The organism is Campylobacter sp. IFREMER_LSEM_CL2101 (assembly GCF_025771825.1).
GTDB classification, from domain to species: domain Bacteria; phylum Campylobacterota; class Campylobacteria; order Campylobacterales; family Campylobacteraceae; genus Campylobacter_D; species Campylobacter_D lari_C.
This window is the reverse complement of the sequence record NZ_JAKMQZ010000001.1, coordinates 111,268-136,242: the sequence shown is the minus strand read 5'-3', so window position 1 is coordinate 136,242 and position 24,975 is coordinate 111,268. Positions and strand designations below refer to the sequence as shown.

26 protein-coding genes and 1 pseudogene are annotated in these 24,975 nt (G+C 29.1%); all 27 read right to left on the bottom strand.

Annotated features, from left to right (window positions below; genetic code table 11):
• Positions 1-13: 13 nt before the first annotated feature.
• Entirely contained in the window at positions 14-811 is a 798-nt protein-coding gene (rfbF, locus tag L8V88_RS00735; RefSeq protein ID WP_263726382.1) for a glucose-1-phosphate cytidylyltransferase, read from the bottom strand.
• Complete coding sequence (locus L8V88_RS00730; protein ID WP_263726381.1) at positions 808-2,487, bottom strand: glycosyltransferase family 2 protein; 1,680 nt, start codon at positions 2,485-2,487, stop codon at positions 808-810. The genes rfbF and L8V88_RS00730 overlap by 4 nt, the downstream gene beginning before the upstream one ends.
• A complete protein-coding gene (locus tag L8V88_RS00725) occupies positions 2,487-3,260 on the bottom strand; it encodes an oxidoreductase (RefSeq protein WP_263726380.1) in 774 nt (257 codons plus the stop codon). Before L8V88_RS00725 ends, L8V88_RS00730 begins: the two co-directional genes overlap by 1 nt.
• Positions 3,261-3,269: 9 nt before the next feature.
• On the bottom strand, positions 3,270-3,449 hold the full coding sequence (locus L8V88_RS07960; RefSeq protein ID WP_404842872.1) for a hypothetical protein: 180 nt from the start codon (positions 3,447-3,449) through the stop codon (positions 3,270-3,272).
• Positions 3,428-3,943 (bottom strand): hypothetical protein, encoded by a 516-nt coding sequence (locus L8V88_RS00720; protein ID WP_263726379.1) that lies wholly within the window; start codon positions 3,941-3,943, stop codon positions 3,428-3,430. Before L8V88_RS00720 ends, L8V88_RS07960 begins: the two co-directional genes overlap by 22 nt.
• A 12-nt stretch (positions 3,944-3,955) precedes the next feature.
• Positions 3,956-4,672 (bottom strand): acylneuraminate cytidylyltransferase family protein, encoded by a 717-nt coding sequence (locus tag L8V88_RS07955; protein WP_412175394.1) that lies wholly within the window; start codon positions 4,670-4,672, stop codon positions 3,956-3,958.
• 225 nt (positions 4,673-4,897) lie between these two features.
• Positions 4,898-5,572 (bottom strand): annotated as a pseudogene (locus tag L8V88_RS07950) (Gfo/Idh/MocA family protein); the annotation flags it as partial.
• Between the two features lie 2 nt (positions 5,573-5,574).
• Entirely contained in the window at positions 5,575-6,600 is a 1,026-nt protein-coding gene (locus L8V88_RS00710; protein ID WP_263726377.1) for a nucleotidyltransferase family protein, read from the bottom strand.
• A gap of 2 nt (positions 6,601-6,602) precedes the next feature.
• Positions 6,603-8,168: a hypothetical protein gene (locus L8V88_RS00705; protein ID WP_263726376.1), complete on the bottom strand. Its 1,566-nt coding sequence runs from the start codon at positions 8,166-8,168 to the stop codon at positions 6,603-6,605.
• A complete protein-coding gene (locus L8V88_RS00700; RefSeq protein ID WP_263726375.1) occupies positions 8,168-8,869 on the bottom strand; it encodes a PIG-L deacetylase family protein in 702 nt (233 codons plus the stop codon). The genes L8V88_RS00705 and L8V88_RS00700 overlap by 1 nt, the downstream gene beginning before the upstream one ends.
• Entirely contained in the window at positions 8,847-10,022 is a 1,176-nt protein-coding gene (gene neuC, locus L8V88_RS00695) for a UDP-N-acetylglucosamine 2-epimerase (protein ID WP_263726374.1), read from the bottom strand. Before neuC ends, L8V88_RS00700 begins: the two co-directional genes overlap by 23 nt.
• Complete coding sequence (locus L8V88_RS00690) at positions 10,013-10,672, bottom strand: HAD family hydrolase (protein WP_263726373.1); 660 nt, start codon at positions 10,670-10,672, stop codon at positions 10,013-10,015. The genes neuC and L8V88_RS00690 overlap by 10 nt, the downstream gene beginning before the upstream one ends.
• Complete coding sequence (locus tag L8V88_RS00685) at positions 10,656-11,573, bottom strand: ATP-grasp domain-containing protein (RefSeq protein ID WP_263726372.1); 918 nt, start codon at positions 11,571-11,573, stop codon at positions 10,656-10,658. Before L8V88_RS00685 ends, L8V88_RS00690 begins: the two co-directional genes overlap by 17 nt.
• Positions 11,570-12,574 (bottom strand): N-acetylneuraminate synthase, encoded by a 1,005-nt coding sequence (gene neuB, locus L8V88_RS00680; protein WP_257941837.1) that lies wholly within the window; start codon positions 12,572-12,574, stop codon positions 11,570-11,572. Before neuB ends, L8V88_RS00685 begins: the two co-directional genes overlap by 4 nt.
• Entirely contained in the window at positions 12,574-13,152 is a 579-nt protein-coding gene (locus L8V88_RS00675) for an acyltransferase (protein WP_257941838.1), read from the bottom strand. Before L8V88_RS00675 ends, neuB begins: the two co-directional genes overlap by 1 nt.
• A gap of 1 nt (position 13,153) precedes the next feature.
• Positions 13,154-14,491, bottom strand: a complete 1,338-nt coding sequence (locus L8V88_RS00670) for an ANL family adenylate-forming protein (RefSeq protein ID WP_263726371.1) — start codon at positions 14,489-14,491, stop codon at positions 13,154-13,156.
• Positions 14,484-15,206, bottom strand: coding sequence for an SDR family NAD(P)-dependent oxidoreductase (locus L8V88_RS00665; RefSeq protein WP_263726370.1), 723 nt, complete (start codon positions 15,204-15,206; stop codon positions 14,484-14,486). The genes L8V88_RS00670 and L8V88_RS00665 overlap by 8 nt, the downstream gene beginning before the upstream one ends.
• Complete coding sequence (locus L8V88_RS00660; RefSeq protein ID WP_263726369.1) at positions 15,206-15,502, bottom strand: hypothetical protein; 297 nt, start codon at positions 15,500-15,502, stop codon at positions 15,206-15,208. The genes L8V88_RS00665 and L8V88_RS00660 overlap by 1 nt, the downstream gene beginning before the upstream one ends.
• A 14-nt stretch (positions 15,503-15,516) precedes the next feature.
• A complete protein-coding gene (locus tag L8V88_RS00655; RefSeq protein WP_263688305.1) occupies positions 15,517-16,677 on the bottom strand; it encodes a LegC family aminotransferase in 1,161 nt (386 codons plus the stop codon).
• A 12-nt stretch (positions 16,678-16,689) separates the two neighbouring features.
• Complete coding sequence (locus L8V88_RS00650; protein WP_263726368.1) at positions 16,690-17,697, bottom strand: NAD-dependent 4,6-dehydratase LegB; 1,008 nt, start codon at positions 17,695-17,697, stop codon at positions 16,690-16,692.
• A gap of 24 nt (positions 17,698-17,721) precedes the next feature.
• Positions 17,722-18,672: a gfo/Idh/MocA family oxidoreductase gene (locus L8V88_RS00645; RefSeq protein ID WP_263726367.1), complete on the bottom strand. Its 951-nt coding sequence runs from the start codon at positions 18,670-18,672 to the stop codon at positions 17,722-17,724.
• Positions 18,673-18,692: 20 nt separating this feature from the next.
• Positions 18,693-19,664 (bottom strand): Gfo/Idh/MocA family oxidoreductase, encoded by a 972-nt coding sequence (locus L8V88_RS00640; RefSeq protein WP_263726366.1) that lies wholly within the window; start codon positions 19,662-19,664, stop codon positions 18,693-18,695.
• Between the two features lie 58 nt (positions 19,665-19,722).
• Positions 19,723-20,679 (bottom strand): KpsF/GutQ family sugar-phosphate isomerase, encoded by a 957-nt coding sequence (locus L8V88_RS00635; protein ID WP_412175393.1) that lies wholly within the window; start codon positions 20,677-20,679, stop codon positions 19,723-19,725.
• 8 nt (positions 20,680-20,687) lie between these two features.
• Complete coding sequence (locus L8V88_RS00630) at positions 20,688-22,346, bottom strand: polysaccharide biosynthesis/export family protein (protein ID WP_263726365.1); 1,659 nt, start codon at positions 22,344-22,346, stop codon at positions 20,688-20,690.
• Complete coding sequence (locus tag L8V88_RS00625; RefSeq protein WP_263726364.1) at positions 22,346-23,461, bottom strand: capsule biosynthesis protein; 1,116 nt, start codon at positions 23,459-23,461, stop codon at positions 22,346-22,348. The genes L8V88_RS00630 and L8V88_RS00625 overlap by 1 nt, the downstream gene beginning before the upstream one ends.
• Positions 23,451-24,122, bottom strand: coding sequence for an ABC transporter ATP-binding protein (locus tag L8V88_RS00620; protein WP_263726363.1), 672 nt, complete (start codon positions 24,120-24,122; stop codon positions 23,451-23,453). The genes L8V88_RS00625 and L8V88_RS00620 overlap by 11 nt, the downstream gene beginning before the upstream one ends.
• Positions 24,119-24,895, bottom strand: a complete 777-nt coding sequence (locus tag L8V88_RS00615; protein ID WP_263669521.1) for an ABC transporter permease — start codon at positions 24,893-24,895, stop codon at positions 24,119-24,121. The genes L8V88_RS00620 and L8V88_RS00615 overlap by 4 nt, the downstream gene beginning before the upstream one ends.
• Positions 24,896-24,975: the final 80 nt, after the last annotated feature.

The window sequence follows — 24,975 nt, the reverse complement described above, 5'->3', positions numbered from 1 at the left end:
ATCCCCTTTATTTTTAATTGTTCCATAAAGCCCATGGAGCTTTATTTTCCATCCACATTTTTGTAAGATCGTTTTTATCTTTTAAAGTATCCATACATTTCCAAAAACCATGATGTTGGTAGCTATAAAGCTCACCATCTTGAGCTAAATTTTTTAATGGTGCTTGCTCAAAAACTGTCATATCGCCTTCTTTGATATAGTCAAACACCTTAGGTTCGCATACAAAAAAACCACCGTTTATCCATCCTGCATTATTTAAACTAGCATCACCTTTTGGTTTTTCTGTAAAACTTTTTATACGATTTGTTGAATTATCAATATCCAAAGCACCAAATTTTCCCTCAGGAAGTACAGAAGTCATTGTGATAGCTTTACCGTGGTTTTTATGAAATTTTAACAATTCATTTATATTTACATCACTAACACCATCACCATAAGTAAGCATAAAAGTCTCATTAGCCACATAATCTTTAGCATGTAAGATCCTACCACCTGTCATAGAATCTTGCCCAGTATAAAGCATAGTTACTCTCCATGGTTCATGTCTAGTATTATGAATCTGAACAGAATTATCTGACATATCTACCGTTATATCACTATATTGCGTATAGTAATTTATAAAATAATCTTTTATAATATGTCCTTTATACCCTGTCAAAATAACAAAATCATTAAATCCATAATAACTATAAATTTTCATTATATGCCACAAAATAGGCTTACCGCCTATTTCTACCATAGGTTTTGGCTTTAAACCTGTTTCTTCAGAAAGCCTTGTTCCAAGACCACCTGCTAAAATCAATACTTTCATCTCGCACCTTTCTTAAAATCCTTTTTTAGTCTTTTTATCTTAAACAGTAGTCCAATATATCCTCCCTTATACCAAGTTTTGTTAGCTTGTATAAGAGCTTCTCCTAGTTTATAGGTTAAACACTCTTTTTCTTTTAAGGCTTCTTTATAATCAGGATAGCTTTCTAATGGAGGTAATATTAGCGATGAGTCTTTTTTTATTTTTTCTTGATAGATTTTTTGTTCTTGTTTGTGTTTATCTTTTATATAAGATAATACAAAAGGCATTCTTATATAACCCGGTATAGATTTAGAATTTACTACCATAGCTTGACCTAGTTTATAAGAAAGTTGGTTTTGAATTCTTGCTTTAGCTGTGCCATATTTGGTTTGAAATGCTATTTGAGATTGAGTTTGTTGCAGTTCTAATTTATTTTGTTTTATTTCGCTAGTAAGATTGGTATTGAGTTTTTGAAATTGCTTGTTTTTATTTTGAAGATTTTCTAGCTGGGAATGTAGAGAAAGATCTTTAAATACAAAGCCTATCTCCCCTCCGCCTGAATATTTTTTATCTAGCAAAGGAAATGTATTTTTTGCTAAATTCCATAATAAAACAATAGAACTTTTTTGAAATAACAATTCTAGTTTTTCAACTTTTTCTCTCTCGGTGTGATTCATTATTGCCTTACTTTTTAATTCCCTAATAAAACAAAGAAAAGCAACAAAAATTCTCCATCTTTCCAAAGGATGCGAATAAGATAATCCGATATCTAGCTTTGCCTCAAATTTTGGACCAATATAACCTGGAGACAAATTTTTTTCTATGGTTAATGGCTCGCTAAAATAAAAACACTTTCCAAAGATCATAGCAAGAAAAGTCCAAGCACAGTGTGGATAAATTAAAGTAGAATCATCTCTTTGTAAAAAAGATAAATTTTTTTTCAAAATATCAGTTTTATATATAAATCCACTAAAAAAACCTGAGGTTATAACTGACAAAGGTAACTCTTTGGTTTCCAAAGTATTAGTGCTAAAAATTCCTATTCTTTTACCTTCTATTAACAAATGAGGTGGTCTTAAACAATCAACATCATTATCCTTCATGAAATTAAGCGCCTTGATGAGATTGAAACCTGAAATAAAATCCTCATCAGATATACAAAGGATGTATTTTTTATCTGTTTTTTCAATTAATTTTAGAGCATTTTTTCCAAATCCTTGGTTTTCTTCATTAAAATGTAAATGCAGATTGTGGTATTTTTTTTCTATAACTTTTAATTCCTCACGAGTACCATCAGTTGAGCCATTATCTGAAACTCGTATGTGAATATTTTTGTTAATATTTTTGATGTGGCATATTGCCTCTAAGAGTGCTTTTTTTCTGTTATAAGTTGGAATAATAACTTCAAAATTATTCAATATCCATTCATCTATACTTAGATTTAAATAGTTTTCTGCTAAATATAAATTATAATTTATATAAGCAAGACATTCATCATTACCATTAGACTTTGAAGTATAGATACGACTAAATGCTATGGAGAATAATTCTAACACATTTGGATTTTTAGAATTTTTAGTTAAATCTACTATATCTTTCAACAACTGATTGTCTGTGATTTTTAAAAGAATATCTTTACATTTTAAATACTCTTCTCTTTCAAACAAATCATAAAAAACTACTCTATAATCTTGCATTAAAGCCCCCATCCATCATCAACCACCAAAATTTGTCCGTTAATAAATTTGCTATTATCACTAAGCAAAAATACTAAAGCACCATTTAAATCTTGAGCATCAAGCATACCTTTACTAGTACAATACTCTCTATAACGCTCTAAAAAGCTTTCTGGTTGTTTATCTAAAATTCCACCAGGTGCTATGGCATTAACACGTATGCCAGAATTTGCAAAGTATTTTGCTAAATATCTAGTCATGTGATTTACACCTGCTTTAACGATGCTATACTCAATAGGACTAGTCATACTTGTACCATAATATGTATCAAATTTAGGAGCATACACACCCTGAATACTGCTAATTGAAACAATATTGCCAAATCCTTGGTTTTTAAAGTATATAGAAAACTGTTGTGAACAAAGCAAATATCCACCCATTTGCATATTCATATTTAAACAAAAATCTTCATATTCGACTTCATAAAATGACTTCTTTCCCCAATTTTTTGTCCTTGGGTATGCATTATTCACTAAAGCATCTATTCTGCTATATTTATCATTAAGATATATAATACACTTTTGGATACTATCTTTTGATGTAATATCAAGCAAGGTGCACTCTATGTTTACATTTTGATATTTATTCTCTAGTTGACTTTTTAAGTCATAAGCTAAATCCAAATTTATATCCGCTATAACAGCAATGCCTTGATTTTGAACCACCGCTTCCACAAATGAAGAGCCTATTAAACCAGAACCCCCTGTAATAACTACAATTTTATCTTTTAACATATCTTTATCCTAATATTTAAACAATTGTGATATATAGCAACTATCATTCGGTTTTATAATGATGTTTGGATATTGACCTAAAACAATACTATTTGAAGGAATATTCATATTAATAACAAATGAATTTGCCGCAAATATAACATTAGACCCTATTTTACAATCACCAATTACCTTTGCATTACTATACAAGATACATCCCCCCCCCTCATTTGTTTCAGTTCCATAGAATTTTCAAATTCTGGATAATATATCTTATTATTTTTCCTTACTCCACCTACAGTGCAATTTTGATAAACACAAAAATAATCAGGATATTTTGCTCTCCCTAAAACAGTTCCGACTGGATGCTCTAACATAAAAACACTAGGTAATTCAATTTCGTAATACATATCAACACTATGTAACATCTTATTTAGGGCATATATTTGCGATGCTAAAGTTAATTTGTTTTTTTTGAATACAATATTCGAAAGATAATATAAAAAAACAGTATATTTAGAAGTATGATGCACATCTTTTAAACTAAAATTTGCATTATAATATTTTGCCGATATATGACTAAAGCAAAAATTCACCTTTTCTAACGCTGAAAGCACATCACTCAAATCTAATTTTTCATCATTATCTATATAAAAAAATTCGAGTTGCTTGCAAATATATTTAAGCAATTTACTAGCCGTCATAACCAAAAATCCTTATTTATCATATTTCAACAAAAATTCTACAAATTTAAGGTCTAATTCGGTATCTATATCCACACTTCTTTCTTCTGGCATTACGTAAAGACCCGTATTATCAGTAAATAAAGTATTTGAATTTAATAAAATTTCTTTTTTCCAAATATAAATACTTGCATTCATATCATAACATTGAGGAGCATCTTGTCTTCTTAATATAGAGCTAGATAATTTTTTCGATAATACTACAGTATTTTTATTTCCATTTTGTTCTATTTCCACCATATTAAAATAAGGATTTTTTCTTGATGGTGAAGCGCTTATTAAAATATCATTTTCATCTTTTATAAATTGCTCATAAGCATTTATAATATCACTAACCTCTCTTAGAGGACTCGTAACATCAAGATCAACAACTATATCATATCGCTCTTGATAATAATCTTCACTTTTTTTTACAGCATCTTGGATAACTTGCAATTTACCAGCAGAATCTGAAGCCATATGAGGATCTCTTAAAAAAAATACCTCAGCGCCCCATTTTTTACCAATATCCGCTATTTCCTGAGAATCAGTGCTCAGCACCACATGTTTAAAAAGCCTTGATTTTAAAGCTTGTTCTATAGTATATGCAATTAAAGGTTTTCCAGCAATATCTCGTATATTTTTATTTTTAACCCCCTTACTACCACCCCTACATCCAATAATGCAGATATTATTTCTTTCTATATTCATATTTTTCATCCTCATAAGTGTTTTCATAGTATTTTTCGATTCTTGAATATTTGGCAAAATTTTATTTTTATCTTTTTTTAAGACATCTTCATGCATAGCTTTAAATAAATCATTTCTTTCTAAAGAAACAACTTCTTTTACAACCTCACCATTAATATTTATAACCTCTAAAGTATTTTTAACCAAGTTTAAAACAAAATTAGAAGTTTTTGTATATATAGTAATTTCTCTTTTGATTTTTTTACTAAAATAATTTACCAAAAAATTAATATTAATATTATTTTCTGTTTCTATAATAAAATTACCTATATCATCACTTGTTATTTCGAGTTCAGAAATTTTTTTATTTATTCCTACAATTTTTTTAAATTTACCAAATAACCATTCAGCATAATCAACCTCATGACTTAAATCAAACAATACACCTCCTCCTAACTCTTTAATAGCACTATAATTTTTTCTATAATCAATATCAGGTCTCCAATTTGGCAAATATGATTCACAAACAATTTGAACAAAATATGGTTTTTCTTTATCTATTGTATTTTTTAATTGCAAAATTAATGGATGATATCTTAAAACATAAGCTACATAAAATTCATTATAATTTTTACTGCTAAAATTAACACTCATATGGAATAACGGCTTTTCCACTAAAATCTTTTTATTTGACACCAACCTATCTAAAAGTATTATATTATCAAGATGTATCGAAGTTGGAGTTGCAATAACAAAATAATCATATGAATTTATATCTTTAACTACGTTTATAGATTCATAAGTTGTGTATTCGAGATTATTTTTTGAACTTATAATATGAATTTCGTAATTAAAAAAAGTTCTCAAAACAAATGCATGCCTTTGCCCAATAGAACCATAGCCCACAATCAAGACTTTCATTATTATATACCTAAATAAGATATATCGCTATTTGCTTTTTGATACTCTTCATGTCTTCCTATATCTATCCAATAATCTTCTATAAGATAAGCATACTTATTGTTTTCTTGAATATTTTCAAATAATGTAGGCATATCAAAAAAATCATTTTTAGGTATATAAGATAGAATTTTTGGATCCAATATATAAATTCCTGAATTTATCAAAAATGTTTGTTCCGGTTTTTCTTCAATTTTAAGTATTTGATTTTTAATATTACTTACTATCACCCCATAAGGAATTTGATAAAAATGCTTTCTAACGCCCATAGTTGCCAAAGATTTATTTGCTATATGAAACTCAAGCATTGCATTACAATCAACCTCTGTAAGTATATCTCCATTAGTTACAAAGAAAGGCTCTTTTCCTATATCTTCAATCAAGCTTAATGCGCCAGCAGTTCCCATGCGTTTGTCTTCTCGAACATAGCTAATACTGACTCCAAAATCTTTACCATCTTTGAAATAATTTTGAATAACCTCTGCTTTATAATTTACACATAAAATAAAATTAGTAAAACCTTGTTTTTTAAATTTCTTAATAATAATTTCCAATATCGGCTTATCACCAACTTTTAACATAGGTTTTGGAATATTTTCTGTCAATGGTCTGAGTCTAGTTCCCAAACCCCCTGCCATAACAACTATTTTATTGGTTTTATTTATAATTTTATCTTCTAAAACATTTTCGACTCTGATGATATAACCATTATCATCTACGATGGGAATTTGATAAATATTATATTTAACAGATAATTGCATTATTTTCTCTTTATCATCATTACAATGAACAGTAATTGGATTATAATTTACAATTTTCTCAATTTTATCTTCGAGTGTCATATTATTCAACAAAGCTTTTCTAATATCTGGGTCTGTTATGATACCCCATTTATCTTTATCTCCGATAACAAGCAATCTCATAGAAGTATGATTACTTAAAAGCTCTAATGCTTCTTTAATAGTAATACTTTTAGAAATATATCTCATTTCTATCCCTTTAACTCTTCGGTTATAAATTGCTGAATTGCCTTTTGTGTATTAATTTTTGTTTCTTCAAAAGACAGAGATAGAGTTCCCTTTTTTAAATGTTCATAGAACTCATTGCAATCATTGATAAAAATTAAATTTCCCTCATCAATTTCCATCTGATAGTGTTTACTTGTAACCTTATTAAAAACAAAACTTGCAACATTATCTTTCCATTGTACAAATTCCTTTGAAGCAGCAGAACCAGAGCTTATTGCACAATCGCAAACATTAAATAATTCCCCTATAACACAGTTATCAAAATCATCACCAATTAATAAATTGTTATGTGGAATAAAAAAATCATTAATAGAAAATTTCTTTACTGGATTTGGATGATGTCTTAAGATAAACAATACATCTTCATTTGAATTAGCAACTATGTCTTTAAATATATCAGGAAGATCCATTGCTAGCAAAAATACAACAATTTTATTATATTTTTTAAACATGTTGTTATATTTATTTTTAATAAAACCAGAAATAAATCTTTTTTGTATGTACAAATAAGGATTACCTAATAAAACGGCTTTGTGCTTTAAGCCCGTAAACTCCTTTTCAATATGCCGACAATCTTTCTCGCTTCTCATAAAAAAATAATTAGGCAGGCTCTCATAGCCCTCTCTTGGCATAATTTTATACCATCCGTTATAAGTTGGGTTTACTCCGCCAATCAATTCACCATCTTGTATATCAGCTGTTTTAATACCAAGTTCTTGAGCCGCAACAAACAAAGGAGCGTTCCACTGCAAATGATGACAAACAACCAATTTTGGCTTCAATTTTAATAATAACTCTTTATACCAATCCTTGATAAAAAATTCCCAATCAAAAAATATTTTTAAAGAGTCTTTTGTGAATTTTAATCCAGTAGTTTTTTTTAGAACATCTAAAAAATCCCAGCTAAATGGTAATTCTTCCGCATAACCTCTTTTGAAAATATAAGGATATATTAAAGGTATATAAGGATGATGAAAATCATCTGGCGTTAAATCTATATCTGAAGACTTAACAATTCCTATCTTTTTTACAGTTACAGTCTTTGAAAACTCTTCAACAAAAGGATCTGTAAGTCTTTGGTAAATTTTACCACCTACTGTTAAGTTTTCACCACTTGAAATATGTGTAAAGAAAAGAATATCAACTTTATTCTCTTGCAGTTCTTCAATCTCAACAGCATTTAATCTCTTTTTTATTGCCTGACGTATTCTATAAGGAATTTTACTTTCCCCTCCGCCTTGCAAAATATATGGAGAATCTACATCGATTCCTTTATTACTAAGCATAGTCATTCTAATCCACAAATAATTTCTCAAAAAAGGATAGATGTAAGTATTTTGAATTTTTAAACAATTCACAGGATACATTTTTTCAAAATTATATATACGTTGCCATAATATGTGTAAAGATACCAACTGATTTTTTTGCGAAGTATTAATGTCAAACTTCGAATTTAAAAATTTTACAATCCATCTAGCTCTTTTCTTTAAGAAACCTTTTAATTTAAAATTAATAATCTTTTCTAACATTATGAAACTCTTTCTTTTAAAAGCATAAATGCTTCAGCATACACTGGTTTATCTTTTCCACCCAAAGAACAACCTCGGTATAATGCTAAGGCTTTTAAATTTTCAATGCTTCTTGGAAAAGGCAATGGTTTTAACTCACTTTTGTATATTTTTATGATATCACATTTTTTATTAATAAATTCTGTAATATCAACAAAAACATTTGGAACAAAACTTTGACTTGAAAAAACAGGTGCAAATTCCGTCTCGCTAACTGTTTCCATCATTAATACTTTTTCTATACTAGGATATCGAAAAGACTTAGTACAAGAGTAAGCTGCTTCAAAAATTATACGATGATCGCTATGCACATCGTAAGCAAATGGTAAATAAATAATATGAGGTTGAATATTTGTAAAAATCTCAGAAATTTTTTTTACCAAATAATTTTTAGAGTACTCATCGATTTTTGTTGTTTTTAAACCTAATCGATAGCAACTATCAAAATCATACATTTTACAAACCTGCATGATTTCTTCTTCTCTTTTTAGCACCTGCTCTCTTGTGTAACCTTCACTTTCATATATATCTGTACAAAAGACACAATGTACTCTATCGCCATGTAGCTTGTGCTTTAACAATGTTCCTCCCACTCCCAAAGTTTCATCATCTGGATGAACTGCAATAACAACAACATCTCTAGCATAAGTTGCTTTTAACATACCATTTCCTATCATGTAAATCAATACTGTTGATAAAATCATAAATTTTATCAACAGAAGTCTCATCTCCATAAGGATTGACCAAATCTTTTATTGTGCCTCTATACTTATCATCATAACATGATTTTTTTATAGCATTTACAATATCATCTCGGTTGTAATCTACAAAAATCACATTTCCTGCATTTAGTCTTCCTTTCTGTCTATTGCCTATATTTACAACAGGTAATTTATAGTAAGGAGCCTCTAAAATACCCATACTTGAATTTCCTACCAAACATAGTGCGTTACGAATTATATTTACGAAAATATCGCGTGGAATAGTTTTATAAAATCGAATACATGAATATTTTCCTTCTAACTCCCCAATTGCTCTAAGAATTTCAACACTCCCAGGATCTGAATTAGGATAAATACCAATTATATATAAATCATTATCCTCTGCAAACTTAGCAGCAGTTTCTAGTGCAAAATACATTTGCTTATACGAGTCATGCATTTCAGAGCTTAATGGGTGTTTTAAAAACACAAAATACCCTTTATTCTGTATATCTAATTTTAAATATTCAGACAACACATCTTTATCTTTTAATGGAATACTAGCAATATTAGCATATGAAGTACTTCCACTATTTAGTATTCTCCATTTATCTTCACTAATATTTAACAAATTATTTGCATATTGCTCTGTAGTTACACAGTGAATATGAGCCAACTTTGAACAAGCAAGCCTTATAGGATCATCTGCATTTCCATAAACAGGATCGCCTCCTCCATAGTGTATAGTCAACACATTCATATAATTTCCCACAATACATGTTGCTATACTTTCCTCTCTATCGCCCACAACAAGTAAAAAATCAGGCTTTACCCTTTCAACCGTCTGAGATAAGCTAGATATAAGAAATCCAACTCCTTTACTTCTTTGCACAATTCGATCTGTATTCAACAAGCAATCAATTTTATCGGCTATTTCAAAACCATCATTCTCGATTATTTTATAAGTTTCTCCATGAAGACTACTTAAATGTGCACCACATATAACCACTAAAACATCAAATTCCGCATTTTGAAATTTTTTAAGAATAGGGTGTAAATAATCATACTCACTTCTTATACCAGTTACTGCTAGAATTTTTTTCTTTACCAACATTTCACCAAAACCTCTCTTAAATTTGTTACAGCAAATTCCACGTTTGCAATATTTTTACTATCATTCTTATTCACCCAAATAGCTTTTATCCCGACTCTTTCCGCTCCAACTATATCTGTCAATAAATTATCTCCAATAAAAATAACATTTTCTATGTCTTCATTTAAACTATCCAAAACCATTTTAAAAGATTTCTCATGAGGTTTCTCATAATCTTTTCCAAGACTTCTAGCATAAAATATCCTAGGTTTGTACTTTTTTAGTTCTTTTATGCATTTTATTTTATTTTCTTGAACATTTACTACACCATTTGTTAAAATAGCTATTTTTACCCTCTGACGCTTCAAAAAAACCAACAATTCCCTAGCATCTTCATAAAGTGGCATATTAAATGATATATTCTGATATAACGCGAAGAGCTCCTCTTGTTTTTGTTTTGAATAAAAATTTATATTATGCAACCAAAACGAAAAAATATCATTTGATTTTTCTCTTAAATTTTCATTATCAATAAAATCATTCTTATTAAAGTCTAAATCATATTTTTTACTAAAAATATGCAAAACTTCTGCTATATACATATTTTCGTTATACAAAGTATTATCTAAATCGAAAATAACAGCTCTGATATTTTTATTTAAAAAAAACATCTAAATAGGCTCTAGTCATTTTTAAATCGAAATCAACCACTTTAGGGATAATTCTTTTATTTTCAACAAAATGCTCAACAATTAACTTTATCCAATTTTCACTAGCATGAAATGCCAATGAGCTACCACCACCTAGTCTTGGATTTACTTCTATAAAATAAATTTCACCTTTTTCTGTTTCAAATACCTGAAAATTTATAGGTCCAATAAAATATATCTCTTTGGCAATTTTTTTAATAAAACTTTCAATCACACGATGATAAGCAACTGAACTTTTAATCGATTTACCCTCTCTAACATCAATCCTTTTTCTTGGTATAATATAAATTGGGTCGCCATTTTGATCAAAAAAACAATCCACTGTATATTCTTGTCCAACAATTTTTTCCTGAGTAATACAACTCCATTCATTATTGACTTGGTAATTCCTAGAATGAAATTCTATACCTGCTCCACCTCTTCCATTTCTAGGTTTAATTACTCCTAAATTTTTATAAATCTCAGTTTTTGGAGTCGGAATAGATATTTTTTTAAAAAATAAATATGTCTCCCATTTATCAGTAAAAATCTCAATAGTTTCTTTTGGAGAAACAATAACATTAATACCCATATTTTTAAATTCTTCCTTAAGACAACTCCACCCCAATAAACTATCGTCCAAAGTTGGAATAACTATGTCGATTTTAGACTGTACTAACAATTTTTTTGTTTTTTTCCATAATTTAGCATCTTTAGTAGACGGCATTGTAATAAATTCATCTGCGATATTATACGCTGCATTAAACGAATCAATATCGCTTGCACACGCTATACAACCAATTTCTTTTATAGCATTTATAATATATAAACTTGTCAAACTTCCACTTGCTTCTGTTAAAATTCTGTATTTCTTTTCCATCATAATACAATCAACTCATCTATATCAAAATTTTTTTCTGCAACTTTACCAATAATATTATCCCACTCCATCGGTGAAATTCCATTACCAGGTCTTTTAACACCTAAATTTTTTTCTGTGAAGAAATCACCTTTTTTTATAGGACTTGCCGCAACCAACGATTTTCTTCCTATGTTGATATTTTTAGTTTCACTTTCACTTGGCTTTTTAATGCCATTGCCTAAAGCCTGTTCCAATTCTCTTATAGATTGAACCATAGTTTTCAATTCATCAGGATTTAAAGAAGCCAAATGATCAGGTCCTTGCATATTTTTATCAAGCGTAAAATGCTTCTCTATTACACAAGCTCCCATTGCTACTGCTGCTATAGGTATAGTCACACCTAGAGTATGATCTGAATATCCCACGGGCAATTTAAACGCCTCCTTAATAGTTTGCATAGCCTTAAGATTCACATCTTTAAAAGGCGTAGGATACTCGCTGTTACAATGTAAAATAGTGATTTTATTTCTTTGAGTACCATTATCTATCAAAACATCCAAAGCCATTTCAATTTCACCTAAACTTGTCATTCCAGTTGATAATATTATATTTTTATTCAATTTCGCAATTTTTTTTAAGTAAGGTAAATTGGTTATTTCACCACTTGGTATTTTAAAAATTTCAACACCAAGCTCAACGAGCAAATCAATACTTTTTAAATCAAAAGCAGTAGAAAGAAATTTAATATTACATTTTTTACAATGTTCTATCAAAACTTCATGATCTTGCTTAGAAAGCTCCAATTTTTTAATCATGTCAAACTGACTTTCTTCGTGAGAAGTTGTTTTAAGTTGATATTCTGCCTTTTGTGCATTTTTACTTATACAAAGCTCTGTTTTAAAAGTTTGAAATTTAACATAATCAGCCCCAGCTTCACTAGCTACTTCTATAAGTTTCTTCGCTAAATTCATATCCCCATTATGATTAACACCCGCTTCAGCTATAATTAATGTTTTTATCATTATTTTTCCTTAATATTGAAAATTAATTTTTTTTCTAGTTCTAAAACATTTTTGTTTCGCTCAGCAATTCTTTTAGCAGGTGCTCCAAAATATATTCCATAGGGTTTTGTTTTACGCATTACCAAACTTAAAGCTCCTACACTCACACCTTCTGCTAGCCCTCCACTATTTGGAAGTACAACACTATTTGAACCTATTAAACAATGTTTCTCTATAATAATTTTCCGACTCAATACATTTTTATATTCATTTGGTACCATAGGATTACTCATAAACATTCCGGTATAATCATCTGTTACACTAAAAATTTTACAACCACTTGAAATTCCTACAAAATTTTCCACTGTAATTCCATCAATACCACCTGTTAAAATTGATCCCGCTCCAATGTGTACATAAGATTTAATATTAATCGGCCCTATCAGAATAACAAAATCATCTATTCTTACATTATCTAAAATTTCAATACAAGCTATATTGTATAAACTAGTTTTTTTACTAATTAATACATTTTCTCCTATTTTTTTGAAACCTAATTCGAGCAATTCCTGTCTTGTATAAAAACCAATTTGATTCATTTTATCCTCTTATTTTCTTAAACCTCTCACTAATTTCTAATCTTTGAACGATTTCCACTTTAGTTGGTATTTTATAATTAGCTAGTTTATCTTTACAAAACATTCTTATCTTTTTTTTAGCTTCTAATGTGCTAAAATTTTCATTTTGTTCTAACACAATCTTTACACAAACACTTTGGCCTGTTAGAGGGTTATTTTGTCCATAGACTAAACAATCTTGTATAAATGGTATTTGCATTAATATACCTTCTACTTCTTGGGGTAATACTTTTTCTCCACCAACATTAATAACTTCTTTATTTCTTCCGATAATTTTAATATATTCTTCGCCATTTTCATTGATCACTTCAACTAAATCCCCAGTAGCAAAGTATCCATCATCTGTAAAAACAGAGTTATCGGCATTTAAATAACCCAAACTTTGCATATTGCTTTTTAAAAATAACTCATTATTGATAATTTTATATGCTATGTTTTCTAATTTAAAATAGTTTCCAAAACTTTTTGTTTGAGCAATACCTACTTCACTTGTGCCAAAGGTTTGATGAAATTTAACTTTTGGAAAACTTTGTTTTAATTTTGCAAGTAAAGTTTCTGACATTCTTTCTGTGCCATAACTAATAACTTTTAAAGAGTTTAAATTATATTTTTCAACTACATTTGCTACCAACATTAAACTAAGTAAAGAAGGTGAAGCAGGCAAAAGTGAAATTTGATATTTTTCTATGGTTTGAGCTAGAGCTTCAATATTTTTTCTTTCCTTTATAGCAATTGCGCAAGCATTCATACTAAGACAGTTAAACAAAGTATTCAAACCACCTATATGGTCAAACATTAAAAATAATAAAATATTAAGTTTTTTTGGTTTTTTATTAAGATAAGTATTTAAAATCTTATCAAGATCATGTACCATAGCTTTAGGTTTACCTGTGCTACCACTTGAAAATAAAATCAAACCAGGTTTATTATTATCTATGAGTTTTTGGATTAGATCATGATTGTTATAATGTTTTTCCTGTAGCTTATATTGATTATTTTTAAATAAAATATCGCAATTAACTTCGGTAAGTTTGTTATTAATCTCACTTTCATTAATAAATGGAATAATTATCTTATTAAGCTCAATACATGCTAAAAATAAACTTATACTTTCAAAATCATAATCACCTACAATACCTACAATGTCTATATTTTTAAGATCTGCTAATAAGCTGATTTTATTAATCACATTATTACATAAATCGTTGTAAGTATATTTTTGTTCTTCATAGATTAAAGCATGTTGCTCTTGATTTTTACTAAAAACTTTATTTAAAAAGACATTTTTAAACTTATCCATTTACTCCACCTAAGTATATTACTTGTCCTGTTATAAAATCACTTTTTTCATTAATAAAAAAATCAACCACATTAACAACATCTTGAAAATTACCAAATCTTTTTATAGCTTGCTTATTAAGCAAATCTTGTATTTTATCTTTTGGGACATTTTTAATTAAATCAGTAGGAACTGGAGTAGGTCCTATGGCATTACAAGTAATACCAAATGAACTTAATTCTTTAGCACAAACTTGAGTTAAATTACAAATAGCTGCTTTTGATGCAGCATATATAGCTTCCCCTTCTAACCTTAAAGCAACCGCAACAGTAGAAAAATTTACAATCCTATAAGGCATAGCAACTTGTTCTTTTTTATAAGTTTGGCTCATAATCTTTGAAACTTCTCTTATAAACAAAAAACTACCATAGATATTAGTTTTAAAAATATTATCTAAACTTTTAAATGGAGTTGTTAATATATGATTCATAGCTGCTACACCAGCATTATTAATTAAAATATCAATTTTTCCAAATTCTTTTTTTACGCTTCTTACCATAGAAACTACAGCTTTTTCATCGCAAACATCTAATTCAAAATGTCTGTAGTTTTTATGATCTATACTTGCTTTACCTCTTGAACAACCACAAACTATATGATTTTTTGCTAAATAATATTCACTCAGTTCTTTACCTATGCCTTTTCTAGTTCCTGTGATAATGATGATTTTTTGCATTATTCTTGCTCTTGGAGTTTTTTAACTATATAATCAGTCAAGCTTTCAACATCTTTAAATGGAGAATTTCTAGCACTCATCATTTTTTCATTAGCTAAAATAATTTCTTTATTAAATTCCTCACTTAAAAGCTCTTCTAAATCAGAAACTAAACTGACTAAAGCTAGAGAATCTAAATTTCCATTTATACCATAAATTTTTGTTTTTAAATTAGGGTTTTTAAAATCATCATTTTCTAACTCGTCGGCTAAATTTTTCAACGAATAAAAAATTATATTTTGAATTTTTTCTTGCATAATTTAATCCTTAATTATTGATTTACACTACTTGGAATATTAACTATTCTTTCACTTAAAAATTTAGCATTAGTCAAGTCACCACATTGACAATCTTTATAAATTTTTAATTCATTGCTTAAAACCCATATAGGTCTTGTCATTATACCATTTTTATTACTATATTCTAAAAATAAATCTTTATCTTTGGTATTTTCAAACATAATAGCATTAAGCCAAAAATTAGGCTTGGTTCCTGATCTTGCTTTGATAAATTTTATAGGAAAATCATTTTGTTCAAAAAAATTTTCATATGATTTTGAAAGTTCCATTTTTATAGATAAAAATTTCTCCAATTGTTCTATTTGAGCTACAGCTAAAGCTGCATTAATATTAGGTAATCTATAATTATAAGCTATAGAATCATGTTTATACTTATAGATGTGAGGAAGTTTAGCTGTCGTACTTAAATGCTTAAGCTTTTTAGCTAAATTTTCATCATTAGTTAAAATTGCGCCACCACCACCACATGTAATAGTCTTATTTCCATTAAAACTTAAAATTCCACAAACTCCAAAATTGCCTGTGTGAATAAAATCATTGTTATATAAAACATAACTTCCTAAACTCTCAGCAGCATCTTCTATCAAATGAATATTCCATTTTTGACAAAGCTCTTTTATTTCTAGTATTCTTACAGGATGTCCAAAAGTATGCATAGGAACACAGGCTTTTATAACTTTTTTAGTTTTTTTATTAATAGTATAACCATCTTTCATCTGTGCATTTGTATTAAGAAAATTTTCTAGAGCAAATGGTGACATCCCCATACTATCTATATCAACATCAATATAAACTGGTTTTGCCCCAGTATAAGCAATAGCATTGCTTGTAGCTATGAAAGATAAGGGCTGTGTAATAACTTCACAATTTTCATCAACATCTAAAGCATGCAAACTGAGATGTAAAGCACTGGTGCCATTAGTAGTCGCCACAGCATATTTGGCACCACAAAAATTTGCGATATCAAGTTCAAATCTATCTACAAATTTTCCCACACTAGACACAAAACCACTATCTATACATTCATTTAGATATTTTTTTTCATTACCTTGGAATTTTGGCTCATGCAATGGTATGTAATCATTTGTTTTATATATTATTTTTATAAAATTTAAAATACTATCATAATACATATCAAACCTTGATTATATGTTATAAATATCACTTTTGTATTTTTTTAAATTTAAAGGATTACTAAACCACTCTATAGTTTGAACTAAGCCTTTTTCTATATCATATTGTGGTGAAAAGCTAGTAAGGCTTTTAATCTTGCTATTGTCACACCATAGTCTAAATACTTCACTATTTTCAGGCCTGATACGTTCATTTTCTGTGATAAATTCTACATTTGATCTCATAAGTTTTTTAATGAGTTCTAAAGTATCTTTTATGCTTATTTCATAATTTGATCCTATATTTACCACTTCACCTATAGCCTTTTGACATTTAGCTAACTCTAAAAACCCTAAACAAGTATCTTTTACATAATTAAAATCTCTAGTAGGACTTACATCTCCAAGCTTTATCTGTTTAACTCCATTTGCAATTTGAGTGATGATAGTTGGGATCACCGCCCTTGCGCTTTGCCTTGGACCATAGGTATTAAAAGGTCTTGCTATGGTCAGTGGGAGATTGAAAGCATTATAAAAACTCATCGCCATAGCATCAGCACCTATTTTACTTGCCGAATATGGACTTTGTGCTTGCAAAGGATGTTTTTCATCAATAGGTACATACAAAGCCGTACCATAAACCTCACTTGTACTTGTGTGAATAATACGCTTTACATTATTTTCTAATGCACTTTGGCAGATATTTAAAGTACCCTTTATATTAACATCTACATAACTATCTGGAGCAACATAAGAAAAAGGTATGGCTATTAAGGCTGCCAAATGAAAAATAATTTCTACGTCTTTAGTGATGTTTTTGCAAAAATGTGGATCTCTAATATCTCCACAAACTACTTCAATATCTTTTAAACACTCTATATCTTCAAGCCAACCCCAATAATTAAAAGAATTATACTGACTTAAAGCTTTAATTTTATAACCATAAAACAAAGAATCCTTGTCTTTACTTTGTGTATAAAGCATTTCAACTAAATGTGAACCTATAAAACCATCTGCACCTGTGACTAGTATATTTTTCATTATCTATTACCTTAAAATAATTTTTTAATCTACTGTATAATTAGCTATTTTATAATAAAATTTAAGCATATCAATTTGCTCATTTAATGTACATAAATCATCTGTTAAATTATGTAAAAAATTCTTTAATTGCAAATAAAGTCCTGGTTTATATTCTGTATCCAAAGCATAATCAATATTATTATAAAAATCTATAGATATTTCACCTTTATTTTGTATAAGAAGTTTTTCCAATGGTTTAAAAACTAATCTATAATTATCTGTTAATATTTCAACAACCCACCTTCCAGGACTCTTCCAATTAGATTGATAGGCAAACAAAGCATTATTTTCACTAACTCCACATCCACAAAAAGAAGAAGCTGAAGGATGCCAATCTAAAGCACAATTTGTATAAGAGGTTAATTTTTTAGGCTTACCACCAAGAAAAAAAGCTAAATCAACAACATGTGTAGAATTACACAAAAACCATTTATTTTTTACCAATGAAGACTTATCTAATTTTTCGATCACATGACTCCACTCAGTAAAATCAAAATTAAAGGATTTTACACCCCCATCTTTTAAAATCAATTCTTTTGCCTTCAAAACAGACGCATAAAATCTTCTATTGTATGCTACATAAATATTAGAATTTATCTTTTTAGCCTCATCATTTAAAAGCAAAAATTCACTATACCTTAAAGATCCTGGCTTTTCTAATAAAATATTTTTTATTCCATACTTAAGAAGTAAAAGACAATTTTCAAATAATGATTCAACATTTGTCGCAACAATTACATGAGAAGGTTTTTTACCATTTTGCATAAGAATAAACTCTTGCAATCCTCCAACAAAAACCTCTTTGTTAGTTTTCATTTTACATACATTTGCACTACTTTCTCCTCTTCCAATGCATAAAAAATCAACATTAAGAGCCTGCAAAACTTTAATATAATCTTGAGCCATTTGACCACAACCAACAAGCCATACCATTTCAATATCCTTTAAATTTTTTAAGTAATTGGACAGTAATCATATTTATTTTTACCAAAACTATTAATATGTGCAATCAAAGGAAGTATAAATTTCAAATGTAATTCCATAGCATCTTTATATTCAGGAAGTTGGCAAGAATCATTCAATATATCTTCAAGTAAGATTGCACTTAGCTCGCTTTGAAAATAACAAATTTTTTCTTCAAAACATTCAAATCTATCCCAATTATTATTTTCTCCTTGAATATAATAAAGACCTTTATTTTCATCAACAATAATACGCATATCATCTAAGCAAATATCAATAAGAAGAGGAGAACAATTTTCCATCGAAGTTAAAGAAAATAAAGCCCTATTGGTTCTTCCTGTAATAATACCATTTATCTCTAAAAATCCTTTTCTTTTAGAAGAATATAATGCCTTATTTACATTTGATAAATCTATAGAATCTATCTTACTCTGCGATAAAAATTCTATACAATCCAAAAAATGTAAAGCATTACAAGCCATACCCCAACTACCACCAGAAATAGAAAAAGAAAGATATTTACTATCTTTTAAATTATCTTGAATTCTTCTATAAAAAGGAAACATTCTTCTAGTGTGATTTACCCAACATTGTATATTATTTTCATTAATAAGTTTTAATGCTTTGTAATATTCTTCTTCTTTTTGGAATAAAACTTTTTCCAAAATAATTTTTTTAATTCGCTTTTTACTGACCAACTCTTCAAAAATTTTATATCTTACATCGGAAGAAGTTGCTATCACAGCAAAACTAATATCTTCATACACCTCATCAATAGAATCTATAAAAAAATATTTCTTACCTTTCTTATTGATATCATCACAAAGTGTATTGTTTAAATTAACTCTTGAGAATTCATTGGGTTCTAGTACTTGGACTATAATTTCACGATTTGAATTGAAAAAACCTTGCATATACCTAGATCCTAATTGTCCGCAACCTATTAAAAGTATTTTTATCATAAGCAATTCCTTAACATTTTTGTTTGATTATAAATCAAAAAATTAATATTATAAGAAATCAAATTTTTCCTATCGCATAAAGTTGTATGATACCCACTATTTTTTCATCTTGAGTGACAACTATTTCTTTGATTTTATGTTTTAGCATAAGCTCTTCTGCCTCACTTGCCATAGCACTTGCTTCTATGGTTTTTGGACTCTCGCTCATGATTTCTTTAGCTTTAAAATCAAATCTTGGCTTGTCATTTGCTCTTAATGCTCTTCTTAAATCCCCATCCGTGATGATCCCAACTAGCTTTTCATTCTCAAGCACTATACAAAGTCCTAACTTACCACTAGTCATCACATCAACTAGCTCATTAAATTCACTCTCAGGACTTACTATAGGTAGATTATTTGATACCATCAAATCACCTACTCTAGTTAAAAGCTTTCTACCCAAGCTTCCCCCTGGATGAAATAAAGCAAAATCACCAGGTCTAAAATTCCTTGCCCTCATTAAAGCTACTGCTATAGCATCACCCATGGCTAAAGTAGCCGTGGTAGAAGAAGTTGGAGCTAATTGAAGTGGACAAGCTTCTTTTTTTACTGCTATATTTATAAAAATATCTGCTTGTTTAGCTAGGGTAGAGTTTTGATTGCCCGCCATAACAATTAAAGGAATTTTTCTTTTTTTAATCACTGGTATAAGTTTTAAAACCTCTTCAGTTTCTCCTGAATTTGAAATAGCCAAAAGCACATCCTCGCTTGTAAGCATACCAAGATCTCCATGCAAAGCTTCACCTGGGTGCATAAAAAAACTTGGAGTACCTGTGCTAGCCAAGGTTGCAGCTATCTTAGCTCCTATATGGCCTGACTTACCCATGCCACTTACTACACATCTGCCTTTGATAGATAAAATCAGCTCAATGGCTTTATTAAAACCTTCATCTAAATTATCACATAAATCTAAAATCGTTTTTGATTCTATCTCAAAAACTTCTTTGGCTATTTTAATCGCATCTATCTGGCTCATCTAAATTCCTATATATTTAACACTACATTAGTTGCAATAGCTATTTGGTATAAAATTTGTGTTAGCATGCTAAAGATTTGTAAATTTTGACTATCTACTTTTGGTAAAACTAAAATAGAATCTCCCGCTTTGATATCCGCTGAGCTTCTACCACTATATTTAGTTGCTTTACCATTAGCATTGATTACTAAAACTCTTGATATATCAGCTCTATCGCTAAAACCACCTGCTAGATTGATATAATATCTTAATTTTTCTTTATCCATATATACAAATGCACCTGGTATAGAAACTTCACCTTGAACTAAAACAAGATTATTTTTACTAGGTACATTTACTACATCACCTTCTTCTAATACTATAGAATTATACGCTTTGACATTGTCTATAACGATTTGTCCTTTTGGTTGAGCTTGCTTTGCACGCGCAATAAATTCTAAAATCGTCTTAGCTTGAGTAGCTCTAATACTAGCTTGTTCAGCATTTACCGAAGAGCTTGTTAGAGCTAGCGTTTCAAGCTCTTTAAGTTGAGCCTCAATAAGCTGTTTTTGAGTAGTCGCTACGCTTTTTCTAAAAACTTGCAAGGCATTAATGTTTGATTGATCATTAATTGTAATCATTTTAGCAAGTTCAGCTAAAGTTGTGCCTTTTTTTATCACCACTGAGTGCAAACCACTATGCTCACCTTCTATGCTAATGCTAATATTTTGCGCAGTATAATCAGGTCTAAATTCTATCTCATCACCATTGTATAACTTCACACCTAAAAACTGCTTTTTGCTGTAAGCATCTACGTGTAATTTATGATCATCTCTATAGCTTTTTACCACTGCATTAGTTACTATAGGCTTAGCTCCTGCAACTTTAGCTATATCTTCTAAATTTAAAATATCATTACTTAACTCAAATCTAAAAGGTTTTTGCACATCTCCTTCTACAAAAACATACTTTTGCACACTACCCACTAAGATCACATCGCCCATTCTAAAAGGAAAAAGATCAAGTTGACCTTTAAGTAAAAAGTCATATAAATCTATCTTTTTAATGACTTTATTATCTCTTAAAATTTGAATATCTCTAAAACTACCATATTCTAAATTAATACCGCTTGCTTTGTCTAAATACTGTATAATAGAATCTGAACTTAATCCTTGATAAAGACCAGGTTGATTTACATTTCCTGTAACAAATACCGATACATTTTGATAAATATCCATGTCCGCATATACATAGACATTGCTTTTATAGATTTTATTAATAGCTTTTGTAATAACTTGCACCAAAGCACTATTTTTCACACCCAAAAGATTAATAGCACCTACTTTTGGTATGAAAATATTTCCTTGAGAATCTACTGTTAAAGTTTGTATAAACTCTACCGCACCCCAAATTTTTACATTAATCCTATCGCCTACTGCTAGTTTATAATCAGGATTGTAAACATGCTGGGTAAATTTAGTGAAATTACCATTAAACAAATGCGCACCAAAAACTTTAGTTATCGGAGCTTGAGTTTGATTAAAATCACTTTGGTTGTTATCATAATTTATAATTTGTGGCTCTAAAGATGGAGTTAATGGCTGATTTTGAATTTTCGCAATTTGAGAAACATCTACCGCAGAAAATAAAAACAAAGGTAAAAGTAAAAATAAAAATATCTTTTTCATTAGTATCTATGCTCCTCTATAATCATTTTAATAAATTTAACAATTCCATAAATCAAAGATAAAATCATAAAAGCCGTGAGTATATTATACAAAGCTTCTGGGTATTTAGCACTTTGAGGTAAACTTGGGCTTTGCACTATAACCACTTGTTTTATCTTTCTTAAAGCTTCTATCCTAGCACTCTCATAAGCTTTTAATGCAGCTGTATAAGCGCTTTCTGCAAAACCTGCTTCTATAGTTAGATCTTGAAATTTAGCTGCAAGATCATTAAGTTTTTGAGAAGATTTTGGAGATGAAACTTTAGATTTTTCTTTTTGAAGTTGTTTTTTTAAAGCTGTGATTTCACTTTTTATGGTAACAATTTGCGGTGCATTATCATTTATATAACTTTGCATCATCAAAAGTTCAGCTTCTTTGGCTGCTATTTTTGATTCAAGTTCAGCTATGAGTTTTAGCGTACCTTCTGCTTGTTTGAGTGGATCAAATACCCCATATTTATTTTGAAAAGCTAAAAGCTCATCTTTAGCCTTTTGATATCTTTTTTTAAACTGCAAAAGCTCTTCTTCAGCAAATTGCATTTGATCTCTTGCTGCTTTGTGTGAAATTTCATTGATAAATTTTTCACTTTCTTTAACTATAGTTGAAGCTATTAAATGTGCACTTTGTGGGTCAAAACCTTCTACTTCTACACGTAAAAGCCCATTGGCTGAATTTTCTTGAATAATCTTAACACGGTTTTGATAATATTTTAAAAAATCCTCTTGGTCAGCTGATGAAGAAATACTATAAAAAAAATCAAGTTTTTGTTTTTGATATAACTCGCGAATTTGGATTTTTTCTTCTAAGATATTTAGCATATCTAAAGAATGGATGTAAGATTTTAAGAAAGTTATATCCTCGTTTGAAAAAGAATTATTAGTCAAAAGTGCAGCAATGCCTGTGATAGCTCCGCTATCTCCTGTGGTTGATTTCACACTTAAAACACTTTCACTCACATAGCGATTTGCTGCTATAAAAACATAATAAAATATAACAAATGCTGTTAAAATCAATACTATTTTAAAAGAATTAAGTATCTTTAAATTTTTAAACTTTTTTAATAAATCATTTTGCATTTATTTTTCCTTGATACACCGCTATACCCTCATCTACATCATCATATATAGTAGCTTGTCCATCTTGCATGAATATAATTTTATCACACCATTGTTTAATTTCAGCTACATTATGTGAAACCATGATAACTTTTGACCTACTTAATTTTTCTTTATAGATTCTAGAGCTTTTTTCTCTAAATTTAGGATCTCCCACGGCACCTGCTTCATCAATCAAATAATAATCAAAATCAAATGCCATACTTAAGCCAAAAGATATCCTAGCACTCATACCTGCTGAGTAAGTATTCATAGGCTCATCAAAAAATTTACCCAGTTCAGCAAAATCTTCAACAAATTTAATCTTTTCTTCTAAAGCCTTTCCTTTATAACCATATACTCTGGCCACAAAACGTGCATTGTCCCTTGCTGAAAGTCTGTGTTGAAACGCACCTGCTAAGCCTAGAGGCCAAGATAATTTTTTATTAGTGACAATCTTACCTCTATCAGGAAGCAATGAGCCGCTTAAAAGCTTCATTAAAGTAGATTTTCCAGCACCATTGCGTCCCATTAAACCTATACTACAATTTTCAGGAAATTCAAAACTTAAGTTTTTAAAAACATAATGTCTTCCACCATTGCGTAAAGGAAAAGATTTGGTTAAATTAACTAATTTTATCATCGTACCGCTATCAACTTTTCTCTAGTAAAATAATAAAAAAACAATCCCAAAAACAAAATCACACTCAAACATGCAATAGGGTAATAATAATTATAATCATCAAGCAATGGATAATTTTGAAAAAAATTATATTTTAAAAGTTCCATAATATGCAAAAGTGGATTGTAATATAAAATGTCTAAAATGGGTTTTGGAACTATCCATATAGGAAATACCACCAAGGCTGTCCAGTATAAAACTATATTTAAATAATTTAATGCCATTTTTAAAGGCTCTGCAAAATGTCCTGCTATAGCAAAACACATTCCCATAGCAAAGCCAAATACCACAAGCAAAAAAAGCGAAAACATCACTTCTAAAAAATGCTTAGGTATAACTTGCATATGCAAAAACCAACCTGCTAAAAACATTACACAAATAAAAATAGTAAAATAAATACAAAATTCAAGCAATGCTCTTGCAATAAAAACATGTATGGGACGAATAGGTTTATAAGCAAAAAGAGTTAAATTTGATCCTATACCATTTAAAAGCTGAGTAATAATACTTCTAAACATAAAAAAAGGTATAATCCCTACTGCTAAAAATAAAAAGATAGAAACACCCTCAGGCATGATTTGATGATGAAATTCTCTTATAGCTGTTATAATGGAAGTGATTACTAAAACCACCATCATAGGCTCTCCGATTACCCAAAAATAGCCCAAATATTTATTAATACCAAATCTTGTCTTTAACTCTCTAAAAAAAAGAGCATGTATGACATTAAACATATTTTTAGCAAACCTTATTTAAATTTTCAAAATTTTTATATTATACTTTTTTATCTTATATAATATTTAACAAGGTTTAA